This is a genomic window from Vibrio sp. Makdt, assembly GCF_027587015.1.
Classification (GTDB): Bacteria; Pseudomonadota; Gammaproteobacteria; order Enterobacterales; family Vibrionaceae; genus Vibrio; species Vibrio chagasii_B.
On sequence record NZ_JAPPTH010000008.1, the window covers coordinates 111,435 to 133,373 of the forward strand.

The window sequence follows — 21,939 nt, forward strand, 5'->3', positions numbered from 1 at the left end:
CGAAAACGTTCTAACGCTTTCAATTTTGTAGGGTTGTTATTTAATCTGTTACTAATCAATTAGCTTGTGACAATCAGTTTGTGAGCATTTCTATCGGAATTAAACCATCTGTTTGCTCACAAGCTAATTGAGCCAAGGCAGAGGCTGCCTTGGCTACGTTGGAAGTATTAACGGTTAACCGCTTCTAGTTTCCAGATATTGTTCACGTAGTCGCGGATAGAGCGGTCTGATGTGAACTTGCCAACCAATGCGGTGTTAAGAATCGCTTTCTTAGCCCAACCCGCTTGGTCTTTGTATTGCGTGCCCATGTCTTCATGCGCTTTCACGTAAGAAGCAAAGTCAGCAAGACATAGATATGGGTCACCACCATCTAGCAGGCTGTCAAACGTTGCACGTAGAAGGCCTGGTTGACCTGGTGTGAACTCTTCACCTGTTAGTAGATCAAGTGACGCCTTCAGTAGTGGGTCTGCATTGTAGTAATCGTATGGGTTGTAACCCTGAGCTTTCAGTGCTTGTACACCATCAACGTCTAGACCGAAGATGTAGATGTTCTCATCACCCACTTCTTCACGGATCTCAACGTTCGCACCATCCATCGTACCGATAGTTAGAGCGCCGTTTAGAGCCATCTTCATGTTACCCGTACCCGATGCTTCTTTACCCGCTAGCGAGATTTGCTGAGAAACGTCAGCCGCTGGGATGATGATTTCCGCCATGCTTACACGGTAGTCAGGGATGAATACCACCTTAAGCTTGTTACCGATGCGAGGATCGTTGTTGATCTTCTCGGCAACCTTGTTCACTGCGAACATGATCTCTTTCGCTAGGTGGTAACCCGGTGCTGCTTTCGCTGCGAAGAAACAAACGCGTGGCTCACACTCAAAACCAGGTTCGTTAAGGATACGGTGGTACAGAGATAGAATGTGTAGCAAATCTAGGTGCTGACGCTTGTATTCGTGCAGACGCTTGATCTGTACGTCGAAGATAGCGTTAGTGTCTAGCTCGATACCCATGTTCTCTTGAACCCAATCAGCAAGACGCTGTTTGTTTTCTTTCTTAACAGCCATGAATTCTTTTTGGAATTTCGCGTCTGTCGCGTACTTAGCAATGCCTTCTAGCTGCTCAAGTTTCGCAGGCCACTCTGAACCGATCTTATCTGTGATTAGCGCAGATAGACCTGGGTTACAGAACTTCAACCAACGACGTGGTGTAATACCGTTTGTGACGTTAGTCAGTTTACCTGGGAAGATTTCGTTGAACTCAGGGAATAAGTCTTTCTTAACTAGCTGAGAGTGAAGCGCTGCTACACCGTTTACCTTGTAAGAGCCAATGACACATAGGTTTGCCATGCGAACCATGCGGTGGAAACCTTCTTGGATGATAGAAAGCTTCGCTTGCTTCTCACCGTCACCAGGCCACATCTTACGAACTTCTTGCAGGAAGCGGTGGTTGATTTCAAAAATGATTTCCATGTGACGTGGAAGTAGACGCTGGATTAGCGACTCAGACCAAGTCTCTAGAGCTTCTGGAAGTAGAGTGTGGTTCGTGTATGCAAATGTGTGTGCACTGATTTCCCACGCTTCATCCCAAGATAGGCCGCGCTCATCGATAAGAATACGCATTAGCTCTGGGATCGCGATTGTTGGGTGCGTATCGTTTAACTGGATAGTCTCTTGCTTAGGAAGATCCGCTAGAGAGAAGCCTGCTGCTTCGTGACGACGTAGGATGTCACGTACAGACGCTGCAGAGTGGAAGTACTGCTGCATTAGACGAAGCGTTTTACCCTTCTCGTGGTTATCATTCGGGTATAGAACCTTAGTGATGTTACCAGCATCGATCAGTGCGTGTTGCGCTTCGAAGTAATCACCATTGTTGAAGCTTGCTAATGAGAATGGTGCAATTGCCTGGCATTCCCAAAGACGCAGTGGGTAAACCGTGCTTGACTCGTAACCAACGATTGGTAGATCCCAAGGCATTGCTTTTACTTCCATACCTGGAACCCAAGTACGCACTTCTTTACCGTCAATGTATTCAACTTCAACATGACCGTAAAAACCAATGTGTTGCGCAAGTTCTGGACGAGCGATTTCCCATGGGTAGCCTTCAACGCCACGCCATGCATCCGGTGCTTCTTTTTGACGCCCGTCTTCGAAAGACTGCTTAAATAGACCGTACTCATAGTGCAGGCCGTAACCTACTGTTGGGAATTCTTGTGCTGCACAAGAGTCCATGAAACATGCTGCTAGACGACCAAGACCACCATTACCTAGTGATGGGTCACGTTCTTCTTCTAGAAGGTCCGTTAAGTTCTGGCCTAACTCTTCCATCGCATGCGTGATCTGCTCATACAGACCCATGCTAATTAGGTTGTTACCCGTTAGACGACCAATCAAGAACTCTAGCGAAAGGTAGTTTACGCTCTTCGCATTTTTGATTTTCTCGTCATTTTCAGTTTCTAACAGGTCAAATGTTGTAAGTTCGGCTAGCGCGCGACCCATTGCTAGGTACCATGCGCGGCTATCTGCGTTTTCTATTGTAGTTGCGTAGGTTGCAGATAGATGTTTCTTAACGCTTTCTTGGAACGACACTTTATCGAAAGTTTTTTGCTGAGTTGGTTTCATTTCAGAAATCTCGCTTTTAATAGTTCTAATTCATCTGTGACATATCGTGCATGGTCACCAGAAACTAAACATCCTCCCGCTAACGCGCCAAACAAGGAGTAGATGGGAGGGCGTAGGGGGCGTACCGACATAGGGTTAGTGATCTGACTCTCATGTTCTGACTTCGAACAAAAACTTGGAGTGACTAAGATCACAAGCTCCCGTTCGATAACTTAACTTCGATTGATGTGATTTTTATTTGACCTAATTACAGTCATTGTCAAATCTGAGTTTCAGATCACGAAAATAATTTGCGGGTATCATCTTTTGCATTAAATACAGTGCAAACAGAAACAAAGTCACATTATCGAACCACCACAGTTTGTGAGAAAAGTCACAAATAAAGGGCGTAGAGACTCAAAAACATGCAGGAGTGCAAGGTTTCTGCGGAGGATCATAGTCGGTGTCGTTTTGCTTCACGTAATATGAGTAAAGACTTAAGTAATTAGGCTAGTGTCATTGGACAGCACTCAATGCGTGCTTGATAGATTCCAGACCATAGCCACGGAATAGGTGTAAAACTTCGACATGTGGATCCCTTCGAAACTGACTCGTCCCGGCCGCTTACACAATGCAATTCTGCGTCCTAGGGTTCTCGATCTGCTTCAGAATGCAGATTGCTATAAACTCGTACTGTTCCGCTCCCCAGCTGGATACGGCAAGACCACCATGGCTGCCCAGTGGTTGGTAGAAAAACCTAACGTAGGTTGGTATAGCATCGATGATAGTGACAACGATGCCTTCCGTTTTATCAACTACCTACTTCAATCACTCAATAAAGCGACGCAAAACGCCTGCCCTAATGCGCAAAAGCTGGCAGAAAAAAGACAATTTTCATCGCTGCATTCTCTATTAAGCGAAGTCTTCGCCGAGATGTCTGAGTTCCATCAGGAATGTTTCCTCGTGTTGGACGACTATCACTTAGTGAATAATGACGACATCCATGAAGCCATGCGCTTTTTCCTAAAGCACATGCCCGACAACCTAACGCTTGTTGTGACCAGCCGCGGCACACCGCCACTGGGTACAGCAAACCTTCGCGTTCGTGACTTAATGATCGAACTGGGCAATGACTCTTTGGCATTCGATACCGAAGAGACGACACGCTTCTTTAATCAACGCGTTGCCGATGGCATTGATGACACAACCGCCGATAGTATTTGTAGTTATGTCGAAGGTTGGCCTTCTGCACTGCAACTTATCGCGCTTCAAGCACAGCACCAAAAACGTACACTGGCGCAGTCTGCAGAGTCGTTTTCTCACTTCAATCATGCTCATTTGTGGGATTACTTGGTTGAAGAAGTCTTCGACCTGCTAGACAAAGAAACCCGCCAGTTTCTGATGCAATGTTCTGTATTAGACCATTTCAACGATGAACTGGTTTGCGCGCTTACTCAGCGTGAAGATGCACTTGGTATGATTGAATCACTCAATCGATTTGGTCTGTTCATCTACCCTCTTGAGGGAGAGAAGAACTGGTATCGCTTCCATAACCTGTTTGGCGAATTCCTTGCTCATGAACGCCAAGCTCGCATTCCGCAACAAGAAGCTGAATTACACCGCAGTGCAGCAAAGGCCTGGATAAAACAGAAGACACCGCATCAAGCCCTACGTCACGCACAGCGCGCCGATGATCCTGATTTGATTGTTCAAATCCTCAGTGAGCACGGTTGGCAGATGTTCAACCAAGGTGAGTTGTCATCACTAGAGATGGCAATCAAGCAACTCACGACCGATCAGCTCTACAGCGAACCAAAGCTTTCGATGTTACGCGCATGGTTGGCGCAAAGTCAGCATCGTTATGATCAGGTGGGCACCCTGTTAGAAGAGGCAGAGACTCAGTATCAAGCACGAAACATCGAGCTAGATACTCAGCAACAAGGCCAGTACAACGCCTTACGTGCACAGGTAGCCATTAACAGCAACGAACCAGAGAAAGCACTCGAACTCGCAGAGCTTTCTCTAAGCCAGCTTAATACCACGGTTTATCGCAGCCGCATTGTGGCAACCTCAGTTGTTGGCGAAGTGAATCACGTAATGGGTAACCTAAGCCGTGCTCTACCAATGATGCAGCAAACTGAGAAGTTGGCTCGCCAGTATCAGGTTTACCATCAAGCACTGTGGGCGATTCTGCAACAAAGCGAAATCTTGATTGCTCAAGGCTACGTTCAAGCGGCATTTGAATTGCAAGACAGCGCGTTCAAGTTGATTGAAGAGCATCAACTTCAATACGTACCTCTACATGAATTCTTGCTACGCGTACGAGCTCAGATCTTCTGGTGTTGGAACCGTTTAGATGAAGCGGAAGAGTGTTGCTACAAAGGCTTAGATATCCTTGGTCACCACTCTCCAAGTAAACACCTTCATAGTTACTCAATGCTAGCTCGTATTTCATTGAGCCGTGGTGAGATCGACAAAGCGTCGAAGTTTATCGACCAGATCCAACACTTGTTACGCCAATCAACCTACCACGTTGACTGGACGGCGAATGCTTCACTGTCTCTGATCTTGTTCTGGCAAGTGAAAGGCGATAAAGATGCAATCCGTGACTGGCTAAGCGTTGCTGTAAGACCGGAGTCTGCTAGCAACCACTTCTGTCAGCTTCAGTGGCGAAACATCGTGCGTGCTCACATTATTCTTGAGCAATATGAAGAGGCTGAAGAGGCATTAGCATTCTTAAAAAGCGAAGCACAGCGCTCACACTTGATTACCGATACGAATAGAAACTTGATCGTCGAGGCTGTTTTACGCACACAAATCAACGATGAAGACAGCGCACGTGTATTGCTTGAAGAAGCCCTACACATGACCAATCAAACAGGCATGGTCGGTAACTTCTTGGTCGATGGTGGCACTATCGGACATATCCTAGATAAGTTGAGCAACAAGCCAGGCTTAGGTGATTTAGAACGTCACCGAGCACAACAAATCATGAAGGATATCTCGACTACTCAGCGCAGCCGCTCAGTTCACTTTGATGAAGACTTTGTTGAAAACTTGGTTAATCACCCGAACATTCCTGAACTTGTACGTACCAGTCCACTCACTCAACGTGAATGGCAGGTACTGGGCTTGATCTACTCTGGCTTCAGCAACGAGCAAATCGCTCAAGAACTGGATGTAGCAGGCACCACGATCAAAACTCACATTCGAAATCTTTATCAAAAGCTCAACATTGCTAACCGTAAAGAAGCGATAAGCACAGCAGAGAATTTGTTGCAGTTAATGGGTTACTAAACGGATTCGAAATTCGAGAAAACATAAGCTGGTCACCGACGGTGGCTAGCTTTTTTTTCGCCTGAAATTCAGAGCCTGAAAGTATAGAGGCGGGAATAGAAAAAGGAGAACACCAAATGACAGGCAAAAAAATAGCCAACCGCAATAATCGCGATTGGCTCTATATATTTGTGAACAAATCATAGGTTCACTAACAACGTCAGTTGGCTAGGTGACCCTCGGCTTAAGAAGGGTCACTTCATACTATGCAGTTAGCGTGCCAACTTTAATTAGGCATTTTATAAGCCCTGCATCGCATAAAAACGGCTAATTTCACATGCGAATTGCAAAGTGCATTTGCATAATGCAATCAAGATGCAATATTGATAAGAGACCAGTTTCATCCCTAGCATTAATGATAAATTACTAAGTGATTGTATTTTAAATGTTAGGCTGATATTCACATCAACGTATTGCCTTACAATTAAGAGAGTAAGAAAAGCACCCTCTCAGTAGCATATTCATACTTTTTTGACAGCAAAGTTTGTATACTGCACGAAATCACCCTCAACTCTATGAAGCAATGAACTACTTAAGTACTTTTTTCAAAGGCATGGCCATGGGCGCAGCTGACGTTGTCCCAGGCGTTTCAGGCGGCACCATCGCATTCATCACAGGTATCTACGATACGCTATTAGAAAGCATTCGTAGAATTAACCCTAGCGTACTTGGTTTATGGAAACGCGAAGGCTTCAAAGCCGCGTTTAACCACATCAACGGCTTTTTCTTAATCTCTTTGTTCGCAGGCGTATTCACTAGCATTGCGACATTCGCAAAACTGATATCTTGGTTATTGGTCACTCACCCAGTACCTCTATGGTCGTTCTTCTTCGGCCTGATTTTGGTGTCGGTGTTCCATATTCTTAAACAAGTAGAAAAGCGCGATATCATTCGATTCGTGTTTTTACTGCTTGGTGTTGCCTTTGCTTATAGCATTACAGTGCTTAAACCACTGCAAATGGAGCCAACCAGCATCAACGTCTTAATTGCGGGTGCGATTGCTATCTGCGCGATGATTTTACCCGGTATTTCAGGCAGCTTTATTCTGCTCCTGATTGGCATGTATGGCCCAGTGCTTGGTGCCGTTAAATCATTTCAAGTCGATGTACTTGCGCTATTCCTTGCGGGCTGTGTGATTGGACTGCTGACTTTCTCACATGTACTGTCTTGGCTATTGCGTTCATTCCGCGACTTCACGCTTGTGTTCTTAACTGGTTTGATGATCGGTACGCTGCCTAAGATCTGGCCTTGGAAAGAGACCATCAGCTGGCGCATCAACTCTAAAGGTGAGCAAGTGCCTCTCATTCAAGAGAACTTGTCTCCATTTAACTTCGAAGCCGTCACCTCTCAGCCTTCTCAACTGACCTTGGCTGTGATCATGATGTTGGTCGCTATCGCATTAGTTCTTGGCTTAGAAAAGTTTGCTGAGCGCAATGCTGACTAACCTCTAACAATCGAGCGGCATTTCGCATGTAGGGTGCTTTCCTTAAACAGCGACGTATCAGAAAATTGAATCAAAGCGAAGCTACTGGCTTCGCTTTTTTATATCTACCATACGCACAAAATTGCTTTTTGATACAAGCACGTATTGAGTGGTGTGATACCATCGCCGTTCTTATAAAATCAAATGAGAACACGACATGCACCCAGCATTAAAGGTTGCTGCGCTCGGTATTGCGCTGGTCGCTGGCTTTTATGGACCACAGGCAGTCGAGCAATTTAAATCGGTAGTAGAGAGCCACTCTCCTGACGTCAACTTAGATGACTACTGCATGCTTTCAACAGTATCGTGTGAGCAAGACAGCGTTGCTATGACCCTTGAGCATGAGACAGCTCAACCTCTAGTCCCAACAAAAATCAAAGTAGTGTGGGAAGGCGCGGCCTCTGAAACCTTGATGCTATCGCTGACCGGTTTAGAGATGGAAATGGGCTCAGCACGTTTCCAATTAAAAAATACTGGTAACAACATCTATGAAGGTGATGTCATTTTACCCGTGTGTACCATGGATCACATGACTTGGCTTGGCGAGCTTACCGATGGAGTTGAAACCGTAAAACCTGCAATAAGGATGACAAGATGAGTAAGAATTGGTCGCTAGCGCTGGTTGTAGCGTTTGTACTTGGCTTTGGAGTAAAAAGCTATCTCGATGGTCAAACAGAGGCTCAAGAGCAACACGCTGAAAAACAACAATTCTCCGAAACAACGCTTTTTGGAAAAGACAACCAACCAATAAAACTCTTTGACGAAACCGATGACAGAATTCGTATCGTTTACTTTGGCTTTACGCGTTGTCCTGACGTTTGTCCAACGTCATTAGCAATGCTAGCTGGAGCACTTAACCAAATCTCTGATGAATCGAAAGCCAAAATTCGCCCGATGTTTGTTTCTCTTGATCCAGAGCGCGATGCCGCGGAAGCGTCATATGAATACGCGCAGTACTTCAACCCAATGATTGAAGGTATGAGTGGTCCATTGGATGTAACCACGAATCTGGCGCATAAATACGGTGTTATTTTCAGAAAGACACAGCTCGAAGATTCAGAGCTAGGATACACACTTGACCACAGTTCCTATTTCTACTTTTTAAAGCCCAACGGTACCTTGATTACTAAAGTACCGCACACGTTGACGCCTGCGCCAATTGTTGAAGCGATCAACACATTGACGCGTTAGAGTGCTAAGAAACTCTAGAAGCAGCGTGTACAAAAATAAAGAACTCAACTAATCGATTTCGAAACGTAAAGTCAGGTCCCAGACCAAAACAATAAAACAATAAGGACAACAACATGAAGTTAAAAGCACTTGCTCTAGCAGGCTTATTGCTCACTCCTCTTGCTCACGCAAAAAGCGACATCATGGTTCATGACGCGTACGCTCGTGCGACACCGCCAACAGCGGTAAACAGCGCAGTATTTACGACCCTGATGAACCATAATGACAAAGATCGCGCTATCGTTTCTGCAACGACACCAGCAGCAGGTAAGGTAGAGCTTCATGATGTTATCGTTGAAGGCGATGTAATGAAAATGCGTCAGGTTCAACAAATCACAATCCCAGCAAATGGTGAAGTGGTACTGAAGCCAGGCAGCCTGCACATCATGTTGTTTGATCTAGCAAGCAGCCTGAAAGAAGGTGAGCAGATCGAAATGACACTGACTTTCGCGAATGGCGAAACACAAACTTTCGAAGCTCCAGTTAAGAAAGTGATGAGCGGCATGAAAAAGATGAATCACGATCATCACTAATTCAAGAAACTGATGCTCAATGAGGCTTATCAAGAGCCAAAACACATCAGTGAAAAATTAGACAAAATAAGCCACGATGACTTCTCGCCATCGTGGCTTTTTGTTAAACTGCACTCGCTTTTTATGCAAAGCCTAACCATATTAATAACCAAGGAGAAGAGAAGATGATTGTAATGAAAACACTAAAACTGGCAGTAAAAGTAACGCGTTAATTTTGTTTGGTTAAACCAACTTTAATCTCGAACTACCAACATTAAGCCACCAGCTGGCTACCGCACACTTTTACCCGGTTTACATTTGATCGCACATGGTCAAAACATGCTCATTATGCATGAATCAATCCGGGGTCCTATCTATTGAATTCGACCCAAACTCTAAAGCAATTTTGACGTCTCGACGCTTTTTGCGCTTTTAACGCTTCTGATCTCACCAACAATAAGAGATCTCACAAGAAGTTAATGCTCTCATAAGAAAAGAAAGCTCGCACGTCTGGGTAAATAGACATGAATTCACAAACTGCATTTTCTCATCCAATGTCACTTCAACAACTTGGATGGCAACCTGTATTTCAACAACAACTGACACTTGAAGATTACGACCATTCAGTGATTGCTCGTATCACCGCGCACCATCGCAGTGGCTACACATTGGCGTCTGAACAAGGCGAAATCACTCTACCTATTCATCACAACCAACCTGCAATGACGGTTGGCGATTGGGTAATATTGAACTCTGAACTGCAATTCGATCGCTTACTAGAACGCCAATCGCTCTTTAGCCGAAAAGCTGCAGGCAGTCGTGTGGCTGAACAATATATTTCAGCCAATATCGACACAGTGTTTATCGTGGTTTCATTGAACAACGACTTTAATCTTAGTCGCATTGAACGCTACCTGGCACTCGCAAATGAAGCACAAGTTGAAGCGGTTATCGTCCTGACGAAGAAAGACTTGTGTGACGACTACGAAGACAAAGTACAACAGGTACAAAGCTTAGACCCGATGCTCATGATCGAAGCGGTCAACAGCCTAGATCAAGGCTCAACCCAAGTACTTTCACCTTGGTGTAAAATCGGCAAGACCGTCGCGCTAATGGGCTCTTCTGGTGTGGGTAAGTCGACTTTGGTTAACTCATTGCTAGGTGAAGCATCGCAGGCAACTGGTGGTATTCGTGAAGACGACAGTAAAGGTCGTCATACAACCACATCACGATCACTCCACTTGCTCGCATCAGGTGGCTTGCTTCTCGACACTCCAGGAATGCGAGAGCTCCAGCTTGCAGGCTGCGCTGAAGGCGTGAGTGAAACTTTTTCAGACGTAGAAGAGCTAGCAATGCACTGCCGCTTCTCTGATTGTCATCATGAATCAGAACCGGGATGCAAGGTAAGGGCTGCCATTGAGAATGGTGAACTGTCTGAGAGACGATTTACTAACTATCAAAAGCTACTGAGAGAACAAGCAAGAAACGGCGCTTCTCTTGCAGAGCAACGCGCTAACAATAAGCAGCTTTCCAAGATGTACCGAAACGTACAGTCAGAAAGCCGCAACATTAAGAAAGGTTCTGCTTAAACAGTTGGCAGATGACCGCGAGCTAAGTTCATAGTTCATAGCTCATCGTTTAACCGAGAACTTCAAGCCCCATAGTGTTGATCGCGTGGGGCTTTTTCTTTTTGTGTGATTGGGAAGCGACTATTTACGCACACAATGTTCTTACCAATCGCCATTTACACCCTCTAATTTACAGTATATTAGCTCTATAAAATATGAATTTGCAGATTTATAGCTCAATCAAAATACATTTATTTAACATTTAGCTCTAAAAACACCACGTAGTGCAAACAATCACACTAAAAGTAAACTATTCCTAGACACCCGCTACGATCCCGCTAATATGACCGCCCATTCCACTAGTGTATAGTTGGATTCGGTACAACTTTATAAAAGATACATCACTATAATAAATTAACAATTGCAGGTATTTTATGCAAAATCACAACATGCTCGCCCGCATCGCTCGTGGGAATCTTGTCCTACAGATCCTTGCTGGTATTGTTTTCGGTGTCGTTCTCGCCATGGTTTCTCCTTCAGCAGCTCAAGACGCAGGCCTATTAGGTAGTCTGTTTGTTGGCGCTCTGAAAGCTGTTGCCCCAATTTTAGTATTCATTCTTGTTGCAGCTTCTATCGCAAACCAAAAGAAAGGTCAGCATACTCATATGCGTCCAATCATCGTGCTTTACCTGATTGGTACCTTCTCAGCTGCACTTACGGCCGTAGTATTAAGCTTCATGTTCCCAACCACTTTGACACTGGTTGCTGGCGCGGAAGGTGCTACTCCTCCTCAAGGTATTGGTGAAGTACTTCACACACTTCTATTTAAACTTGTAGACAACCCAGTAAGCGCGCTAATGAACGCAAACTACATCGGTATTCTTGCTTGGGCTATCGGTCTTGGTCTTGCTCTGCACCACGCATCTGCAACAACCAAAGCGGTTTTCGAAGATCTAAGCCACAGTGTTTCACACATTGTTCGCTTCATCATTCGCCTAGCGCCATTTGGTATCTTCGGTCTAGTTTCAGCGACTTTCGCAACCACTGGTTTTGAGGCGCTAGCAAGCTATGGTCAACTTCTAGCGGTACTACTAGGTTCAATGCTCATCATTGCTCTAGTGGTTAACCCACTGCTTGTTTTCGTTAAAACAAAGCAGAACCCATACCCTCTAGTATTCCAATGTATTCGTGAATCAGGCGTAACTGCATTCTTCACTCGTTCAAGTGCTGCGAACATCCCAGTAAACATGAACCTTTGTAAGAAACTAAACCTAGACGAAGACACTTACTCTGTATCTATTCCACTAGGTGCAACCATCAACATGGCTGGCGCTGCAATCACTATCACTGTGTTAACGCTGGCTGCTGTACACACGATGGGTATTGAGATTGATATCTTCACTGCAATCCTACTAAGCCTAGTTGCTGCGGTATCGGCATGTGGTGCATCTGGTGTTGCGGGTGGCTCACTGCTACTTATCCCTCTTGCATGTGGTCTATTCGGTATCTCAAACGATGTTGCGATGCAGGTAGTAGCGGTAGGTTTCATCATCGGTGTGATTCAAGATTCTGCTGAAACAGCGCTTAACAGCTCGACAGACGTAGTGTTCACCGCTGCAGTATGTAAAGCTGAGCAGAACAAAGCTTAATAAGCCTTTATTGGCTCTCAAGCCAAAAACTATATAAAGAAAAAGGGAAGCATCTGCTTCCCTTTTTTGTTGTCTAGATTTTCTAGATAAGAGTTAGAACTTAAATCAACTCATCGCTGATAGGTAGCAGGCTCAATAAATAAGCCGATGACCACCATCGACTAGTTTCTGTTCCAGTTAGACTGACTAAAATCTAGAGGGTCAATACTGTGATTGGCTTGTGTCTCTGAGGATGTCTGTTCGGTACTGGGTTGCTGGCTGTAATCGACATTCGCTTCCTGTGCAGTCGATACCGGTATTTCTAGATGGCTGGTCTCTACACTTAATGGCTCAGCCTCTTCATCAGACGCTTCTTTCACTTTCTTTGGAATCGGTATATTGCGCTTGTAAAGCTTGTTGAGCGCCTTGATAATAGAGTGCTTAGTGATTGCTTGCTGAGTAAGTTTGGTCATGATCGGTTTAGTCAGTGCTTGTAAGCCCACAACCGCATCGACACCTAGCTCACCGCCCACTTTATCTCTCTGCTGCTTAGCTTCTGAGTAGCCAAAATGAGCAGATAGGAATAGCCAGATATAAGCAATCGCATTACCGTGTTCACCATGGTCTATCCATGCCTCACCGGCTCTAAACATCGCCTCTGCACTGTTCTTTTCTGCTGCTGTCTCAAACCAGTACACAGCCTCACCATGGTTAGGCTCTACGCCAACACCATTTAAGTAACTCATACCCAGTTTGATCTTGCCGTCTAGGTTGTTTTTCTCTGCCGCTTTGCGATACCAATCAACAGAGCTTTCTGCAGAGTAGTCTGGATTTTCTTTGTCTAGGCACCAGTCACCCATGAATAGCATCGCTTCGGTATTACCACCAGCGGCAGACTCTTCAATATAGGTGTAGCCTTTGGGGATGTTCTTCACGGTCCCACGTCCATGAACCAGCGCTTTACCCATCTCAAATTTCGCCGACATATCGTTATCTAAGGCAGAGATCGCAAGCTGCCAAAAGTTGGCTTGTTCTCTCAAGATCAGATCTTCTTTGCGCTTCATACTTAAGCGAACAATGCCGTACATGCCGTTGACGTTATCCAAATGCGCCGCTTTATCGTACCAATATAACGCTTCCTTGATATTGTTACGTTCAGCCTCTTTCGCTAAATATAGAATCGACGGGACATGCCCTGTTTCTGCTTTAAAGTGGCGCTCTTTTTGCTCTTGGATACGTGCTTTTTCAATCGCCTTTCGGTAAGCGACAGCTCGCGCTTTACGTTCTTGTTCCAAGCGCTGCTTTCTTAGTGATAAAGAAATCAGCCACACAGCAACAAGTATTAACGAAAGAGCGGTCGCACCAATTGCGATTCCCATTGTACTCATAAAATGTTTAACCTAATTCGGTTCCGTTCTACCCTATATCGGCCACAAGCAACCTATATTGAGTAGTTAATTTCTGGGGCTATTAGCCCTGATGGTGACAAGAGACGCAGTCTCTATACGCTCCGCCTTAAACTCGGTTCAGTATCTCAGGAATACATAACGATAAGAAGCCTGCAAAGACTAATCCGTACGCACTCCATAAATCGTGTGATCTTGCTTCAATAAGGAGGGTTTCTCGAGCTTGCCTTTCATCAAGTTAGAGTCAACCATTCACCAGAAACTGATGATTAGAAGCCTGTGCCTAAAGGCTGCGATGACTAGGTCAATTGACCATAAATGTATGCTAACTCAGCGACCGTTTTCGCAGAAAACTTCTTCATCAAACTCGCTCGGTGTACTTCCACGGTTCTCATTGCGATGCACAATTCATCGGCTATTTTCTGGTTACGCTTACCGTCGATAATTTGTTTGAGGATGTCTATCTCACGCTCGGTTAATGATGCGTACGCTTGGCGATACACGTTCATGTGTAAGTGCTTTTCAGAAGCGTCCAAACCTTGTTTGATTGCCTCAGCTAACTCATTACCTTTAACTGGCTTTTGAAAGAAGTTCACCGCACCCGCTTGTAAGGCTTCAACCGCCATTGGCACATCACCGTGCCCCGTCAGGTAAATCACCGACAGTGGGCTCTGCGCTTTCACCATCAATTCATGAACTTGCTGCCCTCTCATCTCTGGCATTCGGCTGTCTAAAACCACACAACCCGGCGCACTCAAATCCACTGAGTCCAAAAAACTCGGGCCATCTTTAAAAGCTGACACAGTGAAATCATGCTCTTCTAATAAGAACACCAACGAGTCGCGCATCGACTCATCGTCATCAACCACATAAACAGGTAGCCTTTGATGAAGTTCAGACATAACAAGATTCCTTATGAATCATTTGAAAGAGAGAAAGGCAGTGTCACCGCAACATGACATCCATGTGGGGTGAGTGACGTGATCGTCATTTGACCACTGTGATCTTCAATAACATCTTGGCAAATCGCAAGCCCAAGCCCCAAGCCATTTTCTTTGCTGCTCACAAAGGCTTGAGTCACTTCTTGTTCAGTGAAATCTAAGCCCGTTCCGTTATCGATAATCGACAACATTATTTTATCCGGTTGATACTCGGTAATCACTTTAATTGTCGCTGGCTCACTGTTTTTGTTATCAATATCAGACGCAGCGCTTTGTTCGCGATGCTGTTGTGCATTACACGCATCCGTTGCATTGTTGATCAGGTTTACAATCACCTGTTGCAAACCCACAGGGTCAACATTTAGCTTGATAGGTTTGCCCACAGCATAACGTTCAATGGTTATCTTGTGCTTCTGTAATCGAAATTGCAGTAACTCAATGGTGTCTGTAAGCAGCTGCTCGATATCGGTCTGAGACTTCTCTGATGAGCGTTTTTTGATCATGTTTCTCAATCGCTGGATGATTGCATCTGCACGGTCCACTTGTGACTGAATCTTCTCAAATACAGGCTCTATATCAGTCAGCGGTTTGTTCTTCGAAATCCGCAGTAAACCACCTTCGCTATAGTTACGAATCGCGGCCAAAGGCTGATTGATCTCGTGTGCTAAGCTGCTTCCAAGTTCACCAACCACAGCTATGCGCTGTGAATGTTCTAACTGTTCGCTCTTACTTTTCAGCTTGTGTAGCGTGGCTTCTAACTGCTTTTTGCTTCGGCTGAATTTGTATTCCAACCAAAAGTGGTAAGCATTCAGTAACACCACCAGAATAAAGAACGCCCATGCCCACTGTTGATTGTACTTGAGCCAGATTAACGCTTCTTTCCACCAAGGTTGTTGCAGTGGGTGCATGTCGAGTTGTTGATAAAGCTTGTCTATCGAGAGCAAACTTGTCGGTGACGTCCAACCCGATGCATTCGCTGCAATGGCCGGTGTACTGCTCTTAGGCATCGCAAATAACACCTGACTCATCTGTTTGGCCAGTGCCGAAGAAGCCCGCTCTGTTTTAGCGAACGACCAATTGGGGTACAACGGCGTAGACACTTGGCATCGGAATCCTTCTGGCGCTTGATTCTCGATAATTCGATATTGCCCCGCCACCAGCAAACCTTCACTGATCATGTTCTCAACTAAACAGCTTGGTACGACAGCCGCTTCAATATGTCCTTCACGCAGTTGATACAAACTGGCGTCGATCGGGAAACCTAAAAATTGGGTGTTAGAGAAAAAGTGGTTGGGATTAAGCCCTTGTTGCATTACTTGATAACGCATTGTTAGATAGCCGCCAAATGCATTTTCAGATACTGCCGCAATCGGCTTACCGCTTAATTGTTCGAGCGAGATATAAGGTGACATTCTTCTCACCACCAAGGCAGAACCAATACTTCGAGTATTGCTGATGCTTCGATCTTCGAAGTTATGGCTGGTCATAGTCGCCATCCAAGAGAGGTCATATTGACGCCCTAATCGAACCGCCTGACCCGGGTTGGTGATGACAAAGTCGACCTCAACACCTTTTACCGCATCAGCCATCTCTTCCAAGTTGAAAGGCTTGAGAACAAAGTGTTTGCTGGGAATGCGCTCCGACAACCAATCCATCGTCGGCTGCCAACGCTGCTGCGCGAAAAGCTTGCCTCGAATAGCCAGCACACCGACCTCAATCACCTGTTCCGACTCAACAGTGCCTGTCGTTGTAATCTCTTGCTCCGTTTGCGCGGCTAAACACAATCCTGCAGTTAGGCTCAACCAACAAAAGCTAACGATTGATATTAGGTTTCGGACTGTCACTAAAATCTCTTTCTCCACACTGACGGCATGTCCACACTCAAATAACGCATTGACGACACATTAAATAGAGCCTTTATACAAAGCATAACAGCTAGATTGGTAAAACCACATTTGTTCTAGATCAACTTTGATCTGGGTATGTGGAAATCCACAATACCCCGCGTACGCCCAAAATCTGACAATGAGCCCAACAGATAGAATAGCCATTTATAGGTACCAACATGGACTCATTGAAAAGACGGTTTCTCAGCCAATTCGGCAAGGTTTCCGCTGGTGCTGCGCTCATTCCCATCACCGGAATCAACACCGCAGTCGCAAGCACAACCATTCGCAATAACAACCAACCTGACCGCAAAGGCGAAGTAGGTAAACGCTACGCCATGGCAGTTGATTTACGCAAATGCGTTGGCTGTCAGGCGTGCACTGTCGGCTGTAGCGTTGAAAACCAAGCGCCAATTGGCCAGTTCAGAACCACCGTAAAACAGTATGAAGTCTCCCTTGATGATGGTTCGACTACTCAACAAAACGTGAAGTCATTCATGTTGCCTCGTCTGTGTAACCATTGCGACGATGCTCCGTGCATCAAGGTTTGTCCTGTTCAAGCGACCTTCCAACGCGAAGACGGCATTGTAATGGTCGACAACGAGCGTTGTGTAGCTTGTGCTTACTGTGTTCAAGCTTGCCCTTACGACGCTCGCTTCATCAATAACGACACCCTTACCGCAGACAAATGTACCTTCTGTGCACACCGCCTTGAAGATGGCTTACTGCCCGCTTGTGTCGAAACCTGTGTTGGTGGTGCGCGCGTTATTGGTGACCTCAAAGACCCAAACAGCGAGATCAACCGCCTGCTTAATGAAAACCAAGACGACATTAAGGTGCTTAAGCCAGAGCAAAATACCAACCCACATGTTTTCTATATCGGCATGAACGAGCGTTTCGTTAGCCATATCGAAGGTCAGCCTGCGATTTATGATCCAGCCGCCATTGATAACTCATCCTCTAACAAACAAGAATTGGCAATCGCGACACAAGGCAAACAAGGAGAGACAGCATGAATATCACTGAGGTGTTAGTTCCCGCTCAAGAGATCGCTTGGCTACCGTGGGCAGTTCAATATTTCTTCTACATAGGTTCGGCTTACGCGGCTGCGATTCTGTTTTTGATTGCCCTGATATTTAAAAATTCAACCAGTCATCAATTTCGTGCAGCCCTTGTACTTGTAATGGCCATTGGCGCTATTGTTGGACCATTAGCCCTCACTGGTGACTTACACCAACCGGGACGTGCGTGGCACTTCTACGCTCACATCACACCTTGGTCATGGATGTCATTGGGCTCTCTGTTTCTTCCTCTGTTTTCTGGTCTGGCTGTCGCGACTGCTTGGATTTACCTGCGTGACGACATCGCACAGCTTAAAGAGAGTGAAAACCCACTTCTAAAACGCTTGTCTTGGTTAACACTGGGGCAATGGCAGGTATCGACAAAAGTGATGATTACATTAGCCGCTGCAACTGCGTTATCAGGCCTAAGCATCGCGCTTTATACCGGTGCAGAGATTGCGATTTTGGCGAGCCGACCGCTTTGGCATCAACCGGCTTCTCCGTTGCTTTGGTTCACAACGGCATTCTTTGCTGCAACGGGATTAACGTTGTTGATTTGGGCTCTACTGCCTTCAAGTAAGCCAAGCTTAAAACCAACAGACCTAGCGCTAGTACAAAGAACCATTACCTTAACGGGTGGCCTTGCCATCATTCTTACGTCGATTTGGGCATCTAACCATGGTCACTTCAATCTGTATGAGAACGACGCTTGGGGTATCAACCTAGGCATCATGACCACCAGTATTTTGCTGTGCATGATCTTAGTGCTGCCACTGCAACGCCTATCGCAAAGTAAGCTAGGAATTATCTGTGTTGTGCTTGCGACCATCGTTTCAGCATGGGCGGTACGTTGGGTCACGATGATGGAAGTTCAAACCATTCCCCGTTTTGATGTGGGTGCATTCCCTTATGAACTGCCGATGGGTAGCGCAGGATTACTCGGCATTGTTGGTATGTGTGGCCTGTGGCTAGCACTTGCGTTGTTCGCCTCTGAGATCGTGTCAACTCGATCTACACCTAAGACAATATTGAAGCCAAACCAAAAAACATCATCACCACTTAACCGCTCACATAGCTTGTAGTCTGAGGAATCATCATGGATAACAAACGTCGTCAATTTTTGAAAACAGGCCTTGCTGCCGGTGGTGTTGGAGCTTTTGCTGCAGGTTATGCGACAACCACAAAGCACATGGTTCACGGTGCTATCGACGGCACCGCAGGTAAGAAAACCAATCACATCCATCACGGTAATTCGTTAGAGACGGAATACAGTGTCGATGAGCAGGGTAAGATCTCGCCGAATCCAAACCAACGTGTTGCACCCTCTATGTGTTTTGGTTGCTGGACACTGTGTGGCTTGCGTGTACGTATCGATAATCGTAATGACGAGATCTTGCGTATCTCGGGCAACCCGTTTCACCCGCTATCAAGTGACCAACAGATCCCGTTCAAAACACCGGTAAAAGATGCCTACATTGGCTTGTCTGGTGAATCTGGTATCAATAACCGCTCGACTGCCTGCGCTCGCGGTAATGGTATGCTAGAGATTCAAAACAGCCCATACCGAATCACTCACCCCCTCAAACGTGTCGGTAAACGTGGTGAGGGAAAATGGGAACCGATCAGCTACGAGCAACTTATCTCTGAGATCACCGAAGGTGGTGACTTGTTCGGTGAAGGCGAAGTTGAAGGCTTGCGATCGATTCGCGACATCGAAACACCACTTGATCCGAACAACCCTGAATACGGACCAAAAGCCAACCAACTGCTTGTGACCAATGCCGGTAATGAAGGCCGTGACGACATCTTGAAGCGCTTTGCATTTAACAGCTACGGTACTCGCAACTTTGGTCACCACGGTTCTTACTGTGGCTACGCGTTCCGCGCAGGTTCAGGTGCGATCATGAATGATCTAGACAAGTTCTCGCACTTAAAGCCTGACTTCAACAACGCAGAATTCATTCTTTTCATCGGTATGTCTCCGGCTCAAGCAGGTAACCCGTTTAAGCGTCAAGCAAGACAGCTGGCTGAGGCTCGTACCTACGGAAAACTCAGCTACACCATAGTAACTCCAAGCCTTCCAGCAGGATCTTCAAGCCTTGCAGCGGGCGATCGCAATAACTGGCTGCCGATCAAGCCGGGCACCGATTCAGCATTAGTTCTGGGTATGATCCAGTGGATCATCGAAAACCAGCGCTACAATCACGATTTCTTGTCTCGCCCAAGTGCGCAAGCGATGAAGAAAGCAGGCACCACACATTGGTGTAACGCATCTCACCTCGTGATCAGTGACGAATCGCACACACAAAATGGGCGTATGCTTCGTGCATCGGATATAGGGTTGCTAGAAACAGGCGAACCGATGTCTGACGATGACGGATTCATCGCACTAAATGTGACAACGTCACTATTATCATCACATATTCAGGTGAATGAAGCGGCTCTGTTCGTCGATCAAGATGTAGAAATCGATGGTCAGACTGTTCGTGTTAAATCTTCTCTGCAAAGATTGAAAGAAGAAGCCTTCAAATACGACCTTGCTTACTACAGTGAGCAGTGTGAGATCCCACAAAACCAGATTATTGCACTAGCGAAACGCTTCACCAGCTACGGAACGAAAGCAGTTGTGGATACTCACGGTGGAAACATGCACACTAATGGCTTCTACAACTCGTTCTCTATTCTGATGTTGAACGCGCTGATCGGTAACATCAACGCGAAAGGCGGGGCGATGGCGAAAGCAGGTGGCTACCCAACTTCTGTTGCTGGCCCACGTTACGACTTTACTAAGTTCAAAGGTAAAACTAAGCCTCAAGGTGTGTTCTTGTCCCGCAGCAAGTTCCCGTATCAAAAAACCAGCGAATACAAACGTCGCGTTGCCGCAGGTGAATCACCTTACCCGACACGCGCGCCGTGGTACCCAATCTCAGCGCCGCTTTTAACTGAGCACTTATCAGCTGCGATTGATGGCTACCCTTACCGAGCAAAGGCATGGATCAACCACATGGCGAACCCACTTTATGGTGTTCCGGGTTTAGACAACTTGCTGGGTGAAAAGCTTAAAGATCCAAAACAGCTTGGTTTGATCGTGTCTATCGATGCCTTCATCAATGAGACCACAGCATTATCGGATTATCTCGTGCCAGACACAGTGACCTACGAAAGCTGGGGCATGGCAACACCTTGGCATGGCGTCGCGACTAAAGCGATCACCGCTCGTTGGCCGATTGTCGAGCCTAAAACCTCACGCACTCAAGACGGACGTGCCATCAACCTAGAGAACTTCTTTATTGATCTAGCGAAAACGCTTGGCCTAGGTGGCTTCGGCGACAACGTAATCAAAGACAATCAAGGTAACTGGCACGGTATTCATAGCGCTGAGGATTTCTACTTGCGCTCTGCAGCTAACTTGGCATTCGCAAAAGGTGGTGTGCCTAATGTAGACGCTGAAGATATCGTTTGGTCTGGTCTTGAACGCCTAGTCCCTGTGATGAACAAAACGCTCAAGCCAGAAGAGATGCTAAAAGTGGCGTACATCTTTGCGCGTGGCGGTCGTTTTGAAGACGCAACCAATGCCTACACCAATGAAACCATGAAGTATAAATGGACCAAACCACTGGCTATTTGGAATGAAAAGCTTGGTACTTCTCGCAACACCATCAGTGGCGAGCAGTACATGGGTTGTCCTACATGGTATCCACAAAAGTTGGCAGATGGCACACCTTTGGCAGAGCAGTTCCCAGCAAAAGAGTGGCCGTTCACCCTAACCAACTTTAAGTCCAACATTCACAGTGCGGTCTCTAACTTGTCACCACGCTTGGAATCGATTAAAGGAGTAAATCCGGTTTACATCCACCCGCAAGACGCTTCTTCTGTGGGTATCAAAACCGGTGACGTGTTTGCTATTGAAACACCGAGCTCAACCACACATGCGTTGGCGATGGTGATTGATGGCATCAAACCGGGAACATTAGGCTTTGAACACGGCTTTGGTCATAAAGAACTCGGTGAGCGTGCCCACTGGATTGGTGATACGCAACAACCAGTAAAAATGAAGTCGAACGATGGCGTTAACATCAATGATATTGGTTTAATTGACCCAACGAGAGAAGGCAAAGGCGTCATGTTGGATTGGGTGGTAGGCGCAGCAGCAAGACAAGCGCTTCCGGCTAAGATCTACAAAGTCTAATCAGTGATCCAATACCTATTCATTCCTGAATAGGAACGCAGCAGAGCAACTTCGTCATTCGAAGTTGTTCTGCTTTTTAACAACCAATACATCGGCAGC

General features: G+C 46.0%; 14 protein-coding genes. 10 read left to right on the plus strand and 4 right to left on the minus strand.

Annotated elements, in window-relative coordinates:
- Window positions 1-167: 167 nt before the first annotated feature.
- Window positions 168-2,621, minus strand: a complete 2,454-nt coding sequence (locus OH460_RS12195; RefSeq protein ID WP_105058471.1) for a glycogen/starch/alpha-glucan phosphorylase — start codon at window positions 2,619-2,621, stop codon at window positions 168-170.
- Window positions 2,622-3,188: 567 nt separating this feature from the next.
- Here OH460_RS12195 and malT point away from each other — a divergent pair.
- The 7 genes from malT to sstT all read left to right on the plus strand — a co-directional run bounded on the left by malT (window position 3,189) and on the right by sstT (window position 12,378).
- Window positions 3,189-5,897, plus strand: a complete 2,709-nt coding sequence (gene malT, locus OH460_RS12200) for an HTH-type transcriptional regulator MalT (RefSeq protein ID WP_269997397.1) — start codon at window positions 3,189-3,191, stop codon at window positions 5,895-5,897.
- Between the two features lie 562 nt (window positions 5,898-6,459).
- The gene (locus OH460_RS12205; RefSeq protein WP_269997398.1) at window positions 6,460-7,380 is read left to right on the plus strand and encodes a DUF368 domain-containing protein; all 921 of its coding nucleotides are present in this window, start codon (window positions 6,460-6,462) and stop codon (window positions 7,378-7,380) included.
- A 196-nt stretch (window positions 7,381-7,576) separates the two neighbouring features.
- Window positions 7,577-8,017: a hypothetical protein gene (locus tag OH460_RS12210; RefSeq protein WP_269997399.1), complete on the plus strand. Its 441-nt coding sequence runs from the start codon at window positions 7,577-7,579 to the stop codon at window positions 8,015-8,017.
- Complete coding sequence (locus OH460_RS12215; RefSeq protein ID WP_269997400.1) at window positions 8,014-8,610, plus strand: SCO family protein; 597 nt, start codon at window positions 8,014-8,016, stop codon at window positions 8,608-8,610. Before OH460_RS12210 ends, OH460_RS12215 begins: the two co-directional genes overlap by 4 nt.
- A 113-nt stretch (window positions 8,611-8,723) precedes the next feature.
- Window positions 8,724-9,182: a copper chaperone PCu(A)C gene (locus OH460_RS12220; RefSeq protein ID WP_269997401.1), complete on the plus strand. Its 459-nt coding sequence runs from the start codon at window positions 8,724-8,726 to the stop codon at window positions 9,180-9,182.
- A 503-nt stretch (window positions 9,183-9,685) separates the two neighbouring features.
- On the plus strand, window positions 9,686-10,750 hold the full coding sequence (gene rsgA, locus OH460_RS12225) for a ribosome small subunit-dependent GTPase A (RefSeq protein ID WP_269997402.1): 1,065 nt from the start codon (window positions 9,686-9,688) through the stop codon (window positions 10,748-10,750).
- Window positions 10,751-11,163: 413 nt separating this feature from the next.
- On the plus strand, window positions 11,164-12,378 hold the full coding sequence (gene sstT, locus OH460_RS12230; RefSeq protein WP_004740432.1) for a serine/threonine transporter SstT: 1,215 nt from the start codon (window positions 11,164-11,166) through the stop codon (window positions 12,376-12,378).
- A gap of 161 nt (window positions 12,379-12,539) precedes the next feature.
- Here sstT and OH460_RS12235 read toward each other — a convergent pair whose 3' ends face one another.
- From OH460_RS12235 to OH460_RS12245, 3 genes are all read right to left on the minus strand, one after another.
- Complete coding sequence (locus OH460_RS12235; RefSeq protein WP_136979089.1) at window positions 12,540-13,736, minus strand: tetratricopeptide repeat protein; 1,197 nt, start codon at window positions 13,734-13,736, stop codon at window positions 12,540-12,542.
- A gap of 326 nt (window positions 13,737-14,062) precedes the next feature.
- On the minus strand, window positions 14,063-14,665 hold the full coding sequence (locus OH460_RS12240; protein ID WP_269997403.1) for a response regulator transcription factor: 603 nt from the start codon (window positions 14,663-14,665) through the stop codon (window positions 14,063-14,065).
- Window positions 14,666-14,676: 11 nt separating this feature from the next.
- Window positions 14,677-16,548: a sensor histidine kinase gene (locus OH460_RS12245; RefSeq protein ID WP_269997404.1), complete on the minus strand. Its 1,872-nt coding sequence runs from the start codon at window positions 16,546-16,548 to the stop codon at window positions 14,677-14,679.
- A 221-nt stretch (window positions 16,549-16,769) separates the two neighbouring features.
- Between OH460_RS12245 and dsrO the strand changes: the two genes are divergently transcribed.
- Genes dsrO through OH460_RS12260 form a run of 3 tightly spaced genes read left to right on the plus strand, consistent with a single transcriptional unit; the run spans window position 16,770 to window position 21,840 of the window.
- Window positions 16,770-17,606, plus strand: coding sequence for a sulfate reduction electron transfer complex DsrMKJOP subunit DsrO (gene dsrO, locus OH460_RS12250; protein WP_269997405.1), 837 nt, complete (start codon window positions 16,770-16,772; stop codon window positions 17,604-17,606).
- On the plus strand, window positions 17,603-18,733 hold the full coding sequence (nrfD, locus tag OH460_RS12255; RefSeq protein ID WP_269997406.1) for an NrfD/PsrC family molybdoenzyme membrane anchor subunit: 1,131 nt from the start codon (window positions 17,603-17,605) through the stop codon (window positions 18,731-18,733). The genes dsrO and nrfD overlap by 4 nt, the downstream gene beginning before the upstream one ends.
- A gap of 14 nt (window positions 18,734-18,747) precedes the next feature.
- The gene (locus tag OH460_RS12260; RefSeq protein WP_269997407.1) at window positions 18,748-21,840 is read left to right on the plus strand and encodes a tetrathionate reductase subunit A; all 3,093 of its coding nucleotides are present in this window, start codon (window positions 18,748-18,750) and stop codon (window positions 21,838-21,840) included.
- Window positions 21,841-21,939 lie beyond the last annotated feature (99 nt).